The organism is Corynebacterium sp. HMSC064E08 (assembly GCF_001811805.1).
In the GTDB taxonomy this organism is placed as follows: domain Bacteria; phylum Actinomycetota; class Actinomycetes; order Mycobacteriales; family Mycobacteriaceae; genus Corynebacterium; species Corynebacterium jeikeium_D.
In genome coordinates this window covers 484262-499336 of sequence record NZ_KV806698.1, presented here as the reverse complement: position 1 = coordinate 499336, position 15075 = coordinate 484262, and the positions used below count along the sequence as shown (strand labels likewise).

The 15075-nt window shown below is 57.1% G+C and carries 15 protein-coding genes and 1 tRNA gene; 8 read left to right on the top strand and 8 right to left on the bottom strand.

Annotation, left to right across the window (positions count from 1 at the left end):
- Positions 1-44: 44 nt before the first annotated feature.
- Positions 45-118 (top strand) — tRNA-Leu (locus HMPREF2820_RS05380).
- A 152-nt stretch (positions 119-270) separates the two neighbouring features.
- Positions 271-1368 carry a DNA alkylation repair protein gene (locus HMPREF2820_RS05375; RefSeq protein WP_070603145.1) on the top strand — a complete coding sequence of 366 codons (1098 nt, stop codon included), beginning with the start codon at positions 271-273 and terminating at the stop codon, positions 1366-1368.
- Positions 1369-1765: 397 nt separating this feature from the next.
- On the opposite strand, the gene HMPREF2820_RS05370 is transcribed toward HMPREF2820_RS05375, so the two are convergent.
- From HMPREF2820_RS05370 to HMPREF2820_RS05355, 5 genes are all read right to left on the bottom strand, one after another.
- Positions 1766-2011, bottom strand: coding sequence for a hypothetical protein (locus tag HMPREF2820_RS05370; RefSeq protein ID WP_070603143.1), 246 nt, complete (start codon positions 2009-2011; stop codon positions 1766-1768).
- A 7-nt stretch (positions 2012-2018) separates the two neighbouring features.
- Entirely contained in the window at positions 2019-2654 is a 636-nt protein-coding gene (locus tag HMPREF2820_RS05365; protein ID WP_070603141.1) for a hypothetical protein, read from the bottom strand.
- A 222-nt stretch (positions 2655-2876) separates the two neighbouring features.
- The gene (locus HMPREF2820_RS05360) at positions 2877-3230 is read right to left on the bottom strand and encodes a hypothetical protein (protein ID WP_070603139.1); all 354 of its coding nucleotides are present in this window, start codon (positions 3228-3230) and stop codon (positions 2877-2879) included.
- A gap of 144 nt (positions 3231-3374) precedes the next feature.
- Positions 3375-3617 carry a hypothetical protein gene (locus tag HMPREF2820_RS10820; protein ID WP_141751984.1) on the bottom strand — a complete coding sequence of 81 codons (243 nt, stop codon included), beginning with the start codon at positions 3615-3617 and terminating at the stop codon, positions 3375-3377.
- 93 nt (positions 3618-3710) lie between these two features.
- Positions 3711-4469: an Ltp family lipoprotein gene (locus tag HMPREF2820_RS05355; protein WP_083308434.1), complete on the bottom strand. Its 759-nt coding sequence runs from the start codon at positions 4467-4469 to the stop codon at positions 3711-3713.
- 762 nt (positions 4470-5231) lie between these two features.
- Here HMPREF2820_RS05355 and HMPREF2820_RS05350 point away from each other — a divergent pair.
- From HMPREF2820_RS05350 to ehuA, 4 genes are all read left to right on the top strand, one after another.
- A complete protein-coding gene (locus HMPREF2820_RS05350; RefSeq protein WP_070603137.1) occupies positions 5232-6551 on the top strand; it encodes an NAD(P)-dependent malic enzyme in 1320 nt (439 codons plus the stop codon).
- A gap of 126 nt (positions 6552-6677) precedes the next feature.
- Positions 6678-7571 (top strand): ABC transporter substrate-binding protein, encoded by an 894-nt coding sequence (locus HMPREF2820_RS05345; protein WP_069359158.1) that lies wholly within the window; start codon positions 6678-6680, stop codon positions 7569-7571.
- Positions 7572-8552 carry an amino acid ABC transporter permease gene (locus HMPREF2820_RS05340; RefSeq protein ID WP_070603136.1) on the top strand — a complete coding sequence of 327 codons (981 nt, stop codon included), beginning with the start codon at positions 7572-7574 and terminating at the stop codon, positions 8550-8552. It abuts the gene before it with no gap.
- Positions 8553-9326 carry an ectoine/hydroxyectoine ABC transporter ATP-binding protein EhuA gene (gene ehuA, locus HMPREF2820_RS05335; protein WP_016422932.1) on the top strand — a complete coding sequence of 258 codons (774 nt, stop codon included), beginning with the start codon at positions 8553-8555 and terminating at the stop codon, positions 9324-9326.
- 49 nt (positions 9327-9375) lie between these two features.
- Here the strand turns inward: ehuA and HMPREF2820_RS05330 are convergent, their stop codons facing one another.
- The 3 genes from HMPREF2820_RS05330 to HMPREF2820_RS05320 all read right to left on the bottom strand — a co-directional run bounded on the left by HMPREF2820_RS05330 (position 9376) and on the right by HMPREF2820_RS05320 (position 12205).
- Positions 9376-10137 carry a sulfite exporter TauE/SafE family protein gene (locus HMPREF2820_RS05330; RefSeq protein WP_042388756.1) on the bottom strand — a complete coding sequence of 254 codons (762 nt, stop codon included), beginning with the start codon at positions 10135-10137 and terminating at the stop codon, positions 9376-9378.
- Positions 10138-10222: 85 nt separating this feature from the next.
- Positions 10223-11566 (bottom strand): NADP-specific glutamate dehydrogenase, encoded by a 1344-nt coding sequence (gene gdhA, locus HMPREF2820_RS05325; protein WP_069359159.1) that lies wholly within the window; start codon positions 11564-11566, stop codon positions 10223-10225.
- Between the two features lie 255 nt (positions 11567-11821).
- Positions 11822-12205, bottom strand: a complete 384-nt coding sequence (locus HMPREF2820_RS05320) for a hypothetical protein (RefSeq protein ID WP_049193965.1) — start codon at positions 12203-12205, stop codon at positions 11822-11824.
- A gap of 111 nt (positions 12206-12316) precedes the next feature.
- Here HMPREF2820_RS05320 and HMPREF2820_RS05315 point away from each other — a divergent pair, with 111 nt between their 5' ends.
- Together HMPREF2820_RS05315 and HMPREF2820_RS05310 are read left to right on the top strand one after the other, a co-directional pair.
- Positions 12317-13666, top strand: a complete 1350-nt coding sequence (locus tag HMPREF2820_RS05315) for a DUF4921 family protein (RefSeq protein ID WP_016422936.1) — start codon at positions 12317-12319, stop codon at positions 13664-13666.
- 45 nt (positions 13667-13711) lie between these two features.
- Entirely contained in the window at positions 13712-14989 is a 1278-nt protein-coding gene (locus HMPREF2820_RS05310; RefSeq protein ID WP_070438987.1) for an amidohydrolase, read from the top strand.
- The last annotated feature ends 86 nt before the right edge of the window (positions 14990-15075 follow it).

The window sequence follows — 15075 nt, the reverse complement described above, 5'->3', positions numbered from 1 at the left end:
CAAAGTCGCTTCGATAGAGCATTTTCGCTTATCGACGGCTTTGCGCCCCTGTAGCCCAATTGGCAGAGGCAACGGATTCAAAACCCGTCCAGTGTGAGTTCGAGTCTCACCGGGGGCACGATTTTAAAACCCGCTTTCACCTGGCTTTTAGCCTGGTGGGTGCGGGTTTTTGGTTTCCTGGTTATTCCTTTCCATGGTATTCGCTGCGCAGGAATACCCGTCCGCTTCCTGTCGCATCAGCTCTTCTTACGCCTGGTATGATGCAAAGCTATGGCCACCAAAATGAAGGACTACTTCAATGCCGACACAGCAAAAAGGCTCGGAGCACAGCTTGGTATTGATGGCGAGGAATACGCCGCGTGGGTTGCGCCGCGAGTCGAGGGTTTAGAAATCCTGGATCGCGTTACCGTGTTTGCACAGGGGCTTCGGGAACGGCTTGCTGGGGATTATGTGGGGATGGTTGGCGGAGTCGTCGATAAGCTTGGGCCCGAGCTTGCAGAGGGAGAAGGTTACTTCAACCATGCATTCCATTTGTGGCCGGTGAGTCGGTTTATTGAGCTTTACGGGTTGGATGAGCCGAACGTTTCTTTAGACGGGATTGAGGCGCTCACGAGGGCGTTTACCGGTGAGTGGGCGGTGCGTCCCTTCCTAGAGCATTACCCTGAGCTGACCATGTCCCGGGTTCATGAGTGGGCTGACTCGGACAGCCACAACGTGCGCCGTCTCGCTTCCGAGGGCATCCGTCCGCGTCTGCCGTGGGCAAAGGTGCACAAGCCGTTTGTGGCGGATCCGTCTCCGATTCTTCCGGTCTTGGATCGGTTGTACGACGATGAAACGCTCTTCGTGCGCAAATCCGTCGCCAACAACCTCAATGACATCAGCCGCACGCACCCTGAGTTAGCTCTCGCCACCGCCGCGCGCTGGGCAAACAGTGGCGCGACGCACGCAGCTTGGGTGGTGGAGCAGGGATTGCGCGGGCTGATTAAGAGCGGCCACAGCGAGGCCTTGGAGCTCGTCGGATTCTCTCCGTATACCGCCGTCACCGCCAGCCGCCCCGAGTTCCCCAATACTGTGGCCATTGGGGAGAAGGCAACCCTTTCAGCGACACTTACCAACACGGGCAATGTCGCCGCTAATGTGCTTGCAGAGTACCGCGTGCACTTCTTAAGAAAGAACGGCATCCGGCAACCGAGTGTGTTCCGCCTCGGTAAATACACGCTGGCGCCGGGCGAAACCCGTGTGGTGACTAAGACGCACCCGTTTCGGGTCATCAGCACACGCACCTACTACCCGGGCACGCAAGCTGTAAGCCTGGTAATCAACGGGCGCGAGGGCGAGCTAGTGGATTTCGAGTTCACACAGCAGTAACCGTGGTGCTAGACGGCAGCACCAACAGCTGCGGGTTTACCGAAACCTTGCACGTTTATCCTTCCTTGGCGGCGCCCATATTCTTGGTCTTATCTGATACCGACACGTTATAATTGATACCTGCAGCAGGACAGGCTAACTTTCACTAGAACGCCACTCCAGCGAACCTTGTAATCGCAATGAAAACTGCTCCCCACTGATCGGTAACTGATTTCTCAGTCCAACTAGTGGGGAGCAGTTCACCGGGATGCAGGGTCCACGGGAAGCAGAGGAACAAACCTCGACGGGTGACTCCACGACCCGATTTTCGAAACCGGTCGCCCACCATGGGTGAAGACTTTCCATGACGAAGTCGGCGTTCCTGTGGGGCGTCGGACTGATTAGAGCGAGATTCTGGTCAGATCCAGTTCGGACCAAGGTCGATTACCGGATCCATCGCGGCGAACTCGACAACGAGATCGTGAGTAATGCCCTCTTCCTCTTCCCCCGGGATTGCATCGAAAATGATTGGTTCATCGGTCCAGGTCATAAGGAACTCACGCTTGAGAGATTCAGGCACATAAGCTCGGGCATCGACGAGATCATTGAGGAAGATCTCGAGGGCCAAGTCACCACCTGCTCCATGCAGCCGGTCGAACTGCACCCGCGGGCTAGACTCCTTCTCGATTCTCTGGCACAACGAAACGATACCCATCATTGAAAGTCACCTCCGGTATGTTTCCATTTTCGTTGATTTCGCGTATGCGTTCTCCTCGTGAGGGAAAGACACTCGTAATCTTGAGGTCATATCCGCTCGTCGACTTGGCCGGAGCTAGCTGGACAACCAGGTCGTGTCCGTTATCCCGAGGAACTATCACTTGCTTCGTGAGTATTACCCCGTACTTGCCCTTGCCGTCGACAACATCAGGGTCATCGATTACTGCATGAACTCCGCCAGCACTATCCAGCCACGAGGCCAACACATGCTCTGGCGGGAAGAATATCTTGCCTACTTGACAAAAGTGTTTCCTGTTCCGGCAAACATACTCCGTCATATCAGCAAGGTCACTTGATTTGGAGCTACCCCGGATCGACTTTCCACGTACTTTCCATTGGTGAATATGGTCGTACGGAATCGACCTATCCACCATTCCCCTGTCAAACTTCCATCTCAGGATTGCCTTAACGTTGGTATCCGATCTTCTTCCTCCGGCCGCCGTACGCCGGCTGTTAATCAACTCGTCGAACTTGGCCTTGTTGCCTGCCTCCTTCCAGAGCTTTTCGAGATTCCTGTTAATCTGCGCCAACTGAGAATCATCCTTGACTTCGATGCCCCAGCATCAGCAGTTGTCGTGGAACCTCGCCAGGCCGATGACCGTTTCGCGCAAGTCTCACCGAGGGCACAATTTTCAAACCCGCTTTCACTAGGCTTTTTGAACTTCTCCCCACTAGTTGGACTGAGAAATCAGCTACCGCCTAGCGGGGAGCAGTTCAAGTGGAACGGGGCTAAGAAACTGGTTTGCTAACTATTATGCGGACTCATCAATTCCGCAGCGCTCAACCGCGTTGTCAAGCGCTTCCTCAACGCGAAACCAGTCACCATTGAACTCATTTAACTTCGGGATGTATGACCGAATGATGTCAACAGCACTTCGGGGTATCGGTACTTGGATAGCACAAAGCGCTGAATTGAGAGCCCCAGCAGGATATCCACCGTCCTCATAGTCTTCCATCGTGTGCCGTCGTGCTGTATTGCCAAGCAACGGAAGGAGCTTGTCAGCTACCGCATCAAATGCCTCATATTCAATTTCATTGTCAACGGGGAGAACTCGGCTAGGGGCAATATACGTCACCTTCGCCGGCATAACATCATCTAGTGCCATACGATTGCCCCTCCCTTTCTTACCTCGGATGTGCCACTACCAGGAGATTCTAACAGGCAGCCAAACTCCGTACGACACATTTTATTAAAGGTATTACCCGGCCCGTACTGCAGTCTTTTCACGGCTATTTTCGTTTGCGACTACTCATTTAGTCACTTTGACTGCACGAGATATGAACTCATCAATCTCTGGTGAATCTTGGTGTGTCTTCTTAATGCATTTTCCTCCAGCAGTTAATAAATAAGCTGGACTACCTTCAGGCTCGCCTTCAGCAGCACCAATCATCCACGAGCCATTAGAGAAATATGCATAATCGGCAATCTGATCCACACTTTTCCCGGCATGAGCTGCAACAACTGCACGCAACTCTCCGATATCTCTAATCACGCTTCCGCCTCAGCAACCATTTTTGGGTGATTTCAGTAGTTAGCAAAGTTCCTATCTCACAATTACGTACCAAAACTCAGCCACACCCAGAAACTACAGGTTATCCACCGCGTACTGAGCTTCCTCCGGAGTAAACTGCTCGCCGTATTCCGACGTCAGCTGCTCGTAAACCGCATCCGGGGACATTGCCATCGAATCCTGATAGATTCTCGCCTTTTCCAGTGCGTTCTTATTCCAGTCCGCATCGAGATTGTCCATTGCATACTGGGCTGCCTCCGGTGAGAACTTCTCGCCATACTCCGAGGTCAGCTGATCATAAATACCGGCCTTCGACATGTGCATGCGATTCGCGTAAATCTCTGCCTTGCGGAGAGCATTCTTGTATTCGGTCGGGACCTTCTCATCCTGCTTTTGCTGCTCCCCCGTCTGACCTTGCTGCTCATCTACACCTGCCTCGGAAGACTCAGCGAAATCGGCATTCTCAACAGTCCCAGAATCAGCCGCAACGGCAGTCTCCGAGCCAAAGAGAGACGCAGCTTCAGAATCGGAACCCGAATCGGCATCGCCGCCACCGGTCAAGCTGGCCGCCACAGCGAGGACCACAACAGCACCGGCGGCGATACCGCCCCACTTGAAGCAGCCGCCCTTCTTCTTTTCTTTCGGAGCCGGAGGCACCTGCCCAGCTGCCGACAGACCCTGCGGGTAGGGCTGCTGACCGAGAGGATCCTGCGGGTTGTGCTGGTAGGACTGCTGCCCCAGCGAATCCTGCGGATTCTGGGAGCCGTACGCCCTCTCGGGGCCATACGGGTTCTGTGGACTCTGCGGGTTCTGGGGGAAAGTGGAATTGGACATCGTAAGACGCCTCCTGCGTAGAAGTTGCAATAAACGAACAGCTCTCTGTCGTCAGTTGGAACTATCCCAGGAACTCCGGATTCAACTTTCCTCACTACACAAATATTTTCGATTCTCGAACCATAAGGCACCACTGAAGGTAAGAAAAAACCAGGCCTCTACCCCATAGAACAGGGCTTGGAACTGGTTAATCTCTTTAAAAACTAACCTTCAACCCTGGCCAGCGCTTGCTCAATATCGGCAAATAATATCGCCAACATTTTCCAAACCAATAGAAGGCCAAAAGCGGCCAAGGGGTGGAGCCCCCCCTCCAACGACAGCCGCCCATATGGAACCCGACAGCACATAGACGCCCCACCGAAGGCACTTCCCAACAAAGATGCTTCCGAGCAAGCCCCGGTGCACACCTTCATCGCAAACAACACAGCAGCGTAGCTCTTGACATAGATGACGCCATGGCAGGACTCGTCGGGCTCGGCAAAAGCCGGGATTCCGGCATCACGCCCGCGGCCGCCAGCTCCACGACACTTCCCAAATCCCCGCTCCCCCCAACCACAAAGATTTTATTTTCCACCCCACCGTCCATATAATGAGATACCAATCCCGCATAGCAAGACTGGTTTAGTTTTTACGCACACCACTACGTATCACCTGCCAAGCTTCGCTCCCGGCTTTACGCACTGCCCACCAGCAGCTCACGCCGCGGTCGAGTTTTCTCAAAGTACAAAGTACTCAGTACTCAACACGTTTTGGACTGTCATCATGCCTGCTGCGAATTCCCCCTCTAGCTCCTCCGACCACACTGCGAACGCGAACTCCGCTAAGACGCCGCTTCACGCAGTACCGGAGGACACCACCCCCACAGATCCGTCGACCATCACCGATGCGGAAATCTTCGAGGCGCACCTAGGCGGCAAGCTCCGCTCCCACTCGACCATGAAGCTCGAGACAATTCGCGACCTCTCCATCGGCTACACCCCAGGTGTCGCTTGCGTCTGTGAGGCCATCCACGAAGATCCGGCTCTGGCCCGCACCTACACTTGGACCGGCCAGAACGTCGCAGTAATCTCCGACGGCACCGCGGTGCTTGGCCTCGGCGACATCGGCCCAAAGGCCGCACTGCCGGTGATGGAAGGAAAGGCCCAGCTCTTCGAGCAGTTCGCCGGCATCTCCGCTGTGCCAATCGTCTTGGATACCCTCGACACGGAGGAAATCATCCAGACGGTCAAGGCGCTGGCGCCGTCGTTTGGCGGAGTGAACCTCGAAGACATCTCCGCGCCTCGCTGCTTCGAGATCGAGCAGCGTCTCGACCAAGAGCTCGACATCCCCATCTTCCACGACGACCAGCACGGCACCGCCATCGTCATCGCCGCCGGATTGATCAACGCCTGCAAGCTGACCGGCCGCAGCTTCCAGGATCTCCGTGTGGTCATCTCCGGCGCCGGTGCCGCGGGCGTCGCTGCGACGAAGATGCTGCTGTCCGCTGGCGTGTCCGACATCGTCGTCGTCGATTCGCGCGGCATCATCCACCCGGACCGCGAGCCACTAAGCGACATCAAGCAGTGGGTCGCCGGCATGACTAACCCGCGCGGTATCACCGGCTCGATCAACGATGCGCTTGTCGACGCTAACGTGTTCATCGGCGTCTCTGCCGGCCGTATCGGCGAGGATGCGATTAGCCAGATGGCCGCTGACCCGATCCTGTTCTCGCTAGCCAACCCGATTCCGGAAATCCCGATGGAAATCGCTCGCAAGTACGGAGCCGTCGTGGCCACTGGCCGCTCGGATCATCCGAACCAGATTAATAATGTGCTGGCCTTCCCGGGTCTGTTCCGTGGCGCACTGGAGGCGGGTGCCAAACGGATCACCGAGGCCATGAAGCTGGCTGCTACTCAGGCCATCGCAAATGTTGGCGTAGAGGACCTGAGTGCCGACCGCATTATCCCGTCGGCGCTGGATTCGCGCGTCATGCCGGCCGTGGCGAAGGCTGTCCGCGATGCTGCGCTGAGCGACCCGGCCTCCGGCGCGGTCGGCCCGCTCGACGTCACTGGCAATGGCTTTGCTGCAGCTGAAGCGAACTAGAAAACCCGCGCTGACTATCCCTCGGGAAGTCTGAAAAGTGTGCGGTTTTCCTGCACCAGCCTAAGACGCAGCTGAATAGGGGTACCGAATTTAAGGTATTCCTGTGCCTAGGTAACATATTCAGATATGAAAAGACCCATCGCATTGGCGGCTGCCACGCTGACTGCGACCTTGTTCTTAGGGCTTACAGGCTGTGTCACCAATGACGAAAGCGGTAACCCGGAGGGCTGGTCAGAGATCAAACCGGCAGCGGTCCCCGAACTGGCGAAACAGGTCCCAGCAGATCTTCGTAAGCGCGAAGTATTGCGCATCGGCACCAACCCAACATTCGCCCCGGCAGAGTTTAAGGATTCCGCCGGTTCCATCATCGGCTTCGACATCGATCTCATCCGAGCCATGGCCAGTGTCTTGGACATGAAGATTGAAATCCAAGAACAGGATTTCGCACTGATTCTGCCGGCCCTGTCGGCCGGCGCAGTTGATGTTGGCGCTTCCGGCTTCACCTCAAATGAGGAGCGCCGCAAGACCTACGACTTCGTCGACTACCTGGATACCGGCCTGCAGTGGGCACGTCGCCCGGGCAGCGACGCCAGCTCCGACAACTACTGTGGCAAAACTGTCGCCGTTCAGCGCAATACCGTCGCTGACATGGAGGACCTGCCGGTAAAGAATCAGGATTGTCTGGATCGCGGTTTGCCACCAATTAACAAATTGGCCTACCAGGATGCTGGTACCGCCGCTACCACTGTGGTGCTGGGGCGTGCTGATGCGCTGGCAGCTGACTCACCAGTCAGTGCCTATGCGGTCAATCGCTCTGAGGGCAAACTCGAACTTGCCGGAGATATCTACGATGGTGCCCCGTTCGGCTTCGCTATTCCGAAGGATTCAGAACTCGGCCCAGTGCTGCAGCAGGCACTGCAGTACCTCATTGATAACGGCCAGTACAAGCAAATCCTGACCACATGGGGTTTGGAAGACGGTGCTTTGGAACGCGCCACTATTAACGGAGAGGAACTTTAAGTGAGCGACTCATCTGCGTCTGGCGCCCGCTACGAGGCCACACAGGCGGAACTCAACGAAGAAATTAAGGCTAAACCGCTGCCGCACCCGGGTCGCTGGATCACCGCAGCAGTGCTGCTGGCGCTCTTCCTATGGTTCATCATCGGTGCCGCCCGCAACGAGGCCTACCACTGGGATGTTTACTTCCAGTACCTGTTCGACACACGAATCGCCGCTGCCGCTGGCTGGACCATTGCACTGACTGTCCTAGCCATGCTCATCGGTATCGTCGGCGGTGCCATCGTCGCCGTACTCCGAATGTCGGACAACCCCGTGCTGTCCACTGTTGCTTGGTTCTACCTGTGGGTTTTCCGAGGAACTCCGGTCTACGTGCAGCTGGTCTTTTGGGGCCTCCTCGGCACTATCTACTCGACGATTGACCTGGGCGTTGCCGAGGTTGATCTCAGCACTGTCCTGTCCAATACCTTTGTGTTGGCGTTCGTCGGTCTCGGCTTGAATGAGTCCGCATACATGGCTGAAATTGTCCGTGCCGGCATTCAAGCTGTCCCAGAGGGCCAGACCGAAGCATCGAAGGCACTGGGTATGAGCTGGTGGCAGACTGTCCGCCGCACCATCCTGCCGCAGGCTATGCGCATCATCATCCCGCCGACGGGCAACGAGTTCATCTCCCTACTGAAGACCACTTCGCTGGTCATCGCAGTGCCGTTCTCGCTGGAACTCTACGGCCGCTCCACGGACATCGCCAATGCGCTGTTCCTGCCGGTGCCGATGCTCCTTGTCGCCGCCACCTGGTACTTGGTCATCACATCAATTCTGATGGTCGGACAGTTCTACCTTGAGCGCTACTTCGCCCGCGGCGCTACCCGTCAGCTCACCGCCCGCCAGCTGGCCGCGCTTGCCGACGCCGAAGGTGTGCCGCTTGCAAATGCTCGCGTTGTCGATAAGGACGAAGAGCACTTCTACCGAGAGGATCCGCAGTAAATGACTACCAAAGATTTGATGGTTGAGGCGCAAAAGGTTCGGAAGAACTTCGGCCGTCTCGAGGTCCTCAAGGGCATCGACCTGGAAGTTCCACGCGGTACGGTTACCTGCCTCATTGGTCCTTCGGGCTCCGGTAAGTCCACGCTGCTGCGCTGTATCAACCACCTGGAGAAGGTCAATGCCGGCCGTCTCTACGTCGACGGTTCCCTGATTGGCTACCGCGAAAAGAACGGCAGCCTCTACGAGATTTCCGCCGCAGAAGCTGCCCGTCAGCGTCGCGATATCGGTATGGTTTTCCAGAACTTCAACCTGTTCCCGCACCGCACGGTGCTGGGAAATATTACTGAGGCACCAGTGCTGGTAAAGGGTGTCTCTCAGGAGCAGGCTGAAAAGCGTGCCATGGAGCTGCTGGAGACTGTTGGTCTGGCGCACAAGGCCGATGCCTACCCTGTTCAGCTCTCGGGCGGTCAGCAACAGCGTGTTGCCATTGCTCGAGCCCTGGCCATGGAGCCGAAGCTAATGCTCTTCGATGAGCCGACTTCCGCTCTTGACCCCGAGCTCGTCGGTGAGGTTCTCAACGTCATGCGTGGTCTGGCCGATAAGGGCATGACCATGGTCGTCGTGACGCACGAGATGGGCTTTGCCCGCGAAGTCGCCGACCAGGTCGTGTTTATGGCTGACGGCGTGGTCGTGGAGAAAGGCACCCCGGATGAGGTGCTGGGTAATCCACAGCACGAGCGCACCCGCAACTTCCTATCTTCGCTGTTGAAGTAATAGCTACTGAAATAACAGCAAGGAGAGGCTGGCAAGCGGAACAGCAAGCCTAAGCGCCAAAAGTTGCGGAGATTCCGCGAAACATAGTGACTGCCGCGCCGGTAGTCGCCAGAATGACCGCGAGCTTTCGGGCTTGCACAATGGGCACTCGTCGGGAAACGCGAGTGCCCAAAAATATACCCACAATCATGGCAACCAAACACAGCGGCCAGAGGATAACCGGTGTGGTGGCGAAGACAGATACGTCACCGCTGATTTCCTTGAACAGCAAGGACAACGCGCCGGAAACAAAGAAGAGCGGTTGCAGGGTGGCTGCAAATGTCTGCGCTGGCCAACGGGAAGCCTGTGCGTAAACGGTAATGGCTGGGCCCGCAATGCCGGCCAGGGTATTCATAAAACCGCCGGCCACGCCTGAGGCAACGGCGTATTGTGGGCCGTCGACACGCATGCGCTGAGGCATAAAGGATGTCACTAGCAGCGCGAGTAGCACGAGCCCGCCGACCAACACCTGGAGCGGCCCGCTGGGCGTGTTGTGAACCACCCAAGCGCCGGGCAGTGCGCCGAGAGCCATCACCGGGCCAATCAGCCAGAATTTCTTCCAATCGACGTTTTCTCGCACCGAGATGGTCTGCATGATCGCATTGACCGATGCGAGCACGTTAATAATCAAAATTCCTGCTACGGGACCTGCAACCAGTGAGAGGACCGGCCCTCCCAACAGTCCGAGTCCCATACCGGCTATTCGCTGCATCAGGGCCCCGATGAAAATCGTTGCCACGATAAAGACAAAAGCCCACACTGATAACTCCATGGGAGGGAGTTTACAGCGTGGGCTTTTTGGCTATTCGACGGGCGGGGTCGCCGAGGATCCGTCGTAAAGCGGAAACGTTAGCAGACTAGATGACGCCCTGAGCCAGCATTGCGTTAGCGACCTTCTTGAAGCCTGCGATGTTGGCACCGAGCACGTAGTTACCCTCGTGATCGTACTCAGCGGCGGTGGTTTCGCAGTTCTTGAAGATGTTGGTCATGATGCGCTTCAGGCGCTCATCGGTGTAGGAGAAGGACCAGGAATCGCGGGTAGCGTTCTGCTGCATCTCCAGAGCGGAGGTTGCAACACCGCCAGCGTTGGCAGCCTTGCCCGGCGCAAAGTGGACACCGTTGGCCTTGAAGACCTCGATAGCCTCCGGAGTGGACGGCATGTTTGCGCCCTCAGCAACGAAGCGGCAGCCGTTGTCGACCAGCAGCTTGGCGGACTCGCCATTGAGCTCATTCTGAGTTGCACACGGCAGTGCGACATCAGCCTTGAGCTCCCAGATGTTGCCACCCTCGTGGAACTCAGCGCCCTCAGCCTCAGCGACGTACTCGGAGACGCGAGCACGACGAACTTCCTTGATTTCCTTCAGCAGCTCGACGTCGACACCGTTCGGAGTGGAGACATAACCGGAGGAGTCAGAGAAACCGACGACGGTAGCGCCGAGCTCCTGAGCCTTCTTAATGGCGTAGATGGCGACGTTACCGGAACCGGAAACGATGACCTTGGCACCGTTGATGTCGGCACCGTTGGCCTTCATCATCTCTTCAGTGAAGTAGACACAGCCGTAACCGGTGGCCTCGGTACGAACCAGGGAACCGCCCCAGGTCAGGCCCTTACCGGTGAGAACGCCGGACTCGTGTTGGTTAGCCATACGGCGGTACTGACCGAACAGGTAGCCAATCTCGCGGCCACCGACGCCGATGTCACCGGCCGGGACGTCACGGTACTCACCGATGTGGCGGTGCAGCTCAGTCATGAACGACTGGCAGAAGCGCATGATTTCCAGCTCGGACTTGCCCTTCGGATCAAAGTCGGAGCCACCCTTGCCGCCACCGATCGGCAGGCCGGTCAGGGAGTTCTTGAAGATCTGCTCGAAGCCCAGGAACTTAATGATGCCGAGGTTCACGCTCGGGTGGAAGCGCAGACCGCCCTTGTACGGGCCCAGCACAGAGTTGAACTGAACACGGAAGCCACGGTTGACCTGGACCTGCCCCTGGTCATCGACCCACGGCACGCGGAAAATAATCTGACGCTCCGGCTCACACAGACGCTGAACCAAGCCGTAGTCACCATAGTGCGGGTCCTTTTCCAGGACGACCTTCAGCGACTCCAGAACTTCTGCCACTGCCTGGTGGAACTCCGGCTCACCGGCGTTTCGGGTGAGAATCTGGTCATAGAGTCCCGAAACCTTCTGCTCGATATTCAAAATAAACCTCTCTGCGAAACCATTATGGCGCCCACGAAGAACAAACCGTCAGCGGTTGTAAACCACTTCCCGGTTGCCGTAACTCGGTGGCACAGGTTGTGTGCACAAGGACTGGGCAACTGTAGATATTGAAGCGGACATAATTATACAACGGCATATTGCTGGGAAAACTCGTAGCGATTCGCGCTACACCCGTTGGCCAAGCCAATCACTGACTCTGTGGAGGCTTACACTTTTCACGAATTAGGTAGGAAATTACCTAAATACGGCAACATTCCAGGGATACGTCGCAACAGATTCGAGCATTTCGTCGAACTCACGCAGCACTGGGTCCGGGGGCAATTCTGCACGCGGAGTCAGTAGCTCAGAGAGGTCCATAGCGAGTTCATTGAGAGAACCACCGTGCTGATCGAAGCTCAAGAGATAACGGAATACCTTCCTATCCCCCAACGGCTCCTTCGGGTTCTCACGCTCCCACTGCTCCACCAACTGCGCGTCCGTGTCCGCCGACGCCACCGAAACATCCACGTCACTAACTCGCCCGGCGCGGTCAAACTCACTCAACTTGGTACGAAATGCCTCGGCCAGCGCCTCCGATTCGGTCGGCTTCACCAGGCAGTGAAAAACAATCTTCGACATAACTTCACAGGCTAAGCCACGCGAGACGGCCAGACAATAGCTAACCGTCGTCAAGCCCTTGTCCCCCTACGTTGGCGCGCCGACCGCCAGCAAAGACGTAGTGTTGGACTTATGCAGGCTTTCAGCAATCCCCTCATCACGCTTGCCGACGGCACGGTGAAGCAAGTTAATCCTTTTTCCGGTACCCAGGTGTGGACAGTCCCAGGTCGTGGAAATCGGCCGTTGGGAATTAAGCACACGGATCCGCAGCCATTGAGCGAGGAGGATTTTGGATCCCGCGACTCCTTTGGCTGGAACAACCTGCTGCAAACCCCGCCGGAGAAGGCCCGTGTTGTCCTCGACGAATCGGTATTCGGCGGCTACAGCACGGTGACCGGAGTACTGCCCGACCAGCTCTTCGACACCACTGCGGAGTTCCGCCGCGTGCCCAACCTGTTCGAGATCGTCTCCTATGACTATTGGTCGGAAAACTACGGCTTCGAGCCCGACCGCGAAACTCAGCAACGCATGGAGGCCTACCTCGATGACCCGAAGGGCCGCGAGCACGTGCTCAACATCATTCGCACGCGCTACCGCGCCGCTGGACGCAGTGAAGAGGAAATCAGCGCGCTTTCCGACGAGGAATTGCTGCGCCGCGCCCCAAGCTATTTCGCCGGCGGCCACGATGTGATTGTTGCCCGTCGCCACTTTGTCGACGGCGCTACTCACGATAATCAGCTGGCTTCTTCTGGCACATTGAGCGTTGCCGAGCACCGCGCACTTATTGCGTTTACCGTCGAGTCGATTGCTGACCTGTACCGACGTAACCGCTACGTACGTTATGTGGCCGCTTTCCAAAACTGGCTAAAACCGGCAGGCGCCAGCTTCGATCACTTGCACAAGCAGCTTGTGGCCATCGATGAGCACGGCGAGCAGCTCAAGCGCGAAGTGCAGGCGGTGCGCAAGAACCCGAATATCTACAACGAATACGCGGTGGACTATGCGGCCCGCCACAACCTGGTTATTGCGGAAAACGAGCACGCGGTGGCTTTCGCAGGATTCGGACACCGCTACCCGACGCTGGAGATCTTCTCGAAGTCAGATGTCTGCGAACCGTGGCTGCAAACCCGGGCTGAGATCGACGCAATGTCGGACCTGATTCACGCATGTCATGCAGCTGCCGGCCCCACCATTCCGTGTAACGAGGAATGGCACCACCGCCCTGTCGATTTGGATGCCCGCATGCCGTGGCGCGTAATGATTAAGTGGCGCACCTCGAACCTGGCCGGCTTTGAAGGTGGCACCAAGATTTATCTGAACACCATCTCCCCATGGGATTTGCGCGACCGCGTTGTCCCGGAGATGTACCGTTTACGGGAGACCGGAAAAATCTCGGACAGCATTCACATTGCGACCGAGTGCCAGTGCCAGCCCAACTCGCTGAAATACAACCCGCTCGTTGAAGACGGGTCGCGGCTGTAGGTCTCTGGCACAGAGTAGAGAGAGAAGTTAGGAGTCTTAAACCAGGTGAGCAACAATGAAGCACGGCTGAGCCGCATTCGCGACCTCATCGCCACCCATCGAGTGCCATTGGACCGGCAGTGGGAAATCTACCGCTACCTGCACCAGCACCCGGAGCTCTCTCAGGCGGAGGAGAAAACTGCCGCGTATCTGGCCGGTGCTCTTCGCGACATGGGCACTTACACAGTGCATGAGGGAATCGGCGGTCACGGCCTCGTTGGTGTCATGGAAAATGGCCCCGGCCCTACCGTGCTGTTCCGCGCTGATATCGATGCGCTTCCCGTTTTCGAGGAAACAGGTGTGGACTTCGCTTCCTCTGCCACCGGTACCGCCCGCGATGGTTCTGCCACCGCCGTCATGCACGCCTGTGGCCATGACATGCACATGACGGCCGGTCTTGGTCTGGCTAGCCTGATGGCAGCAACTAAGTCTGAGTGGTCGGGTACTTTCATTGCCCTGTTCCAGCCCGCCGAGGAACTGGCCTGTGGTGCACAGGCCATGATTGACGACGGCCTGGCAGACCTCATCCCCACCCCAGATGTGTGCTTCGGCCAGCACATTGTTCCCGGCCCCGCAGGTCAGGTAATGACTATGCCCGGCCCGGCACTTGCTGGCTGTGACACCATTAGCATCACGCTGACAGGTCGCTCCGCACATGGATCTATGCCGCACAACGCCATTGACCCGACGTACTTGGCTGCCGCAATCGTTCTGCGCTTGCAAGGAATTGTGGGGCGCGAGATTCCTCCCCACGAGTTTGGTGTTTTGTCCGTCGGCACGCTGCAGTCCGGCAATTCGAATAACACAATCCCCGGTCAGGCCAAGATTGTGCTGAATATTCGCTACTACTCCAACGATGTGCGCGCGAAGCTCATTGCGGGCATTGAGCGCGTTGTTCGTGGCGAGTGCCTGGCTTCCGGCACTGAGGTTGAGCCTGTGATTGAGTACTCCGATCACGGCGAAGTCACTGACAATGATCCGGAGGCGTTTGCCACGATTCGCCCGGTCATGGACGCTGTGCTCGGCGACGATTCCACCGATGCTGTGCCGTGGACCGCATCGGAGGACTTCTCAGACCTGCCGCGTGGACTGAACTGCCCATATGTCTACTGGACCGTTGGCGCCACACCTCGGGATACGTGGGAAGCCGCCGTTGCTGCCGACCGCGTGGTCGAAGACGTATCGTCGAATCACATGCCGACATTCCTGCCGGACTTCGAGCCGACGGCTACCTCCGCGACTTCTGCCGCCGCTGCCGCCGTACTGTCCTACTTGGCAAAGTAAGAGCTGCGTGCCGGCCGCTTGCCACCGCGCACCGCGCCAAAAAAGACAGCTCAGTTTTCGGGTTGTCAGTTTTGCTACTTAACCCC

What these genes read in the sequence shown, in the direction of transcription:
- HMPREF2820_RS05345 (WP_069359158.1), top strand. Translation starts at nt 6,678, where the DNA reads ATGAAAAGACCCATCGCATTGGCGGCTGCCACGCTGACTGCGACCTTG.
- HMPREF2820_RS05355 (WP_083308434.1), bottom strand. Translation starts at nt 4,469, where the DNA reads ATGTCCAATTCCACTTTCCCCCAGAACCCGCAGAGTCCACAGAACCCG.
- HMPREF2820_RS05350 (WP_070603137.1), top strand. Translation starts at nt 5,232, where the DNA reads ATGCCTGCTGCGAATTCCCCCTCTAGCTCCTCCGACCACACTGCGAAC.
- HMPREF2820_RS05375 (WP_070603145.1), top strand. Translation starts at nt 271, where the DNA reads ATGGCCACCAAAATGAAGGACTACTTCAATGCCGACACAGCAAAAAGG.
- HMPREF2820_RS05315 (WP_016422936.1), top strand. Translation starts at nt 12,317, where the DNA reads ATGCAGGCTTTCAGCAATCCCCTCATCACGCTTGCCGACGGCACGGTG.
- HMPREF2820_RS05320 (WP_049193965.1), bottom strand. Translation starts at nt 12,205, where the DNA reads ATGTCGAAGATTGTTTTTCACTGCCTGGTGAAGCCGACCGAATCGGAG.
- HMPREF2820_RS05330 (WP_042388756.1), bottom strand. Translation starts at nt 10,137, where the DNA reads ATGGAGTTATCAGTGTGGGCTTTTGTCTTTATCGTGGCAACGATTTTC.
- HMPREF2820_RS05360 (WP_070603139.1), bottom strand. Translation starts at nt 3,230, where the DNA reads ATGGCACTAGATGATGTTATGCCGGCGAAGGTGACGTATATTGCCCCT.
- ehuA (WP_016422932.1), top strand. Translation starts at nt 8,553, where the DNA reads ATGACTACCAAAGATTTGATGGTTGAGGCGCAAAAGGTTCGGAAGAAC.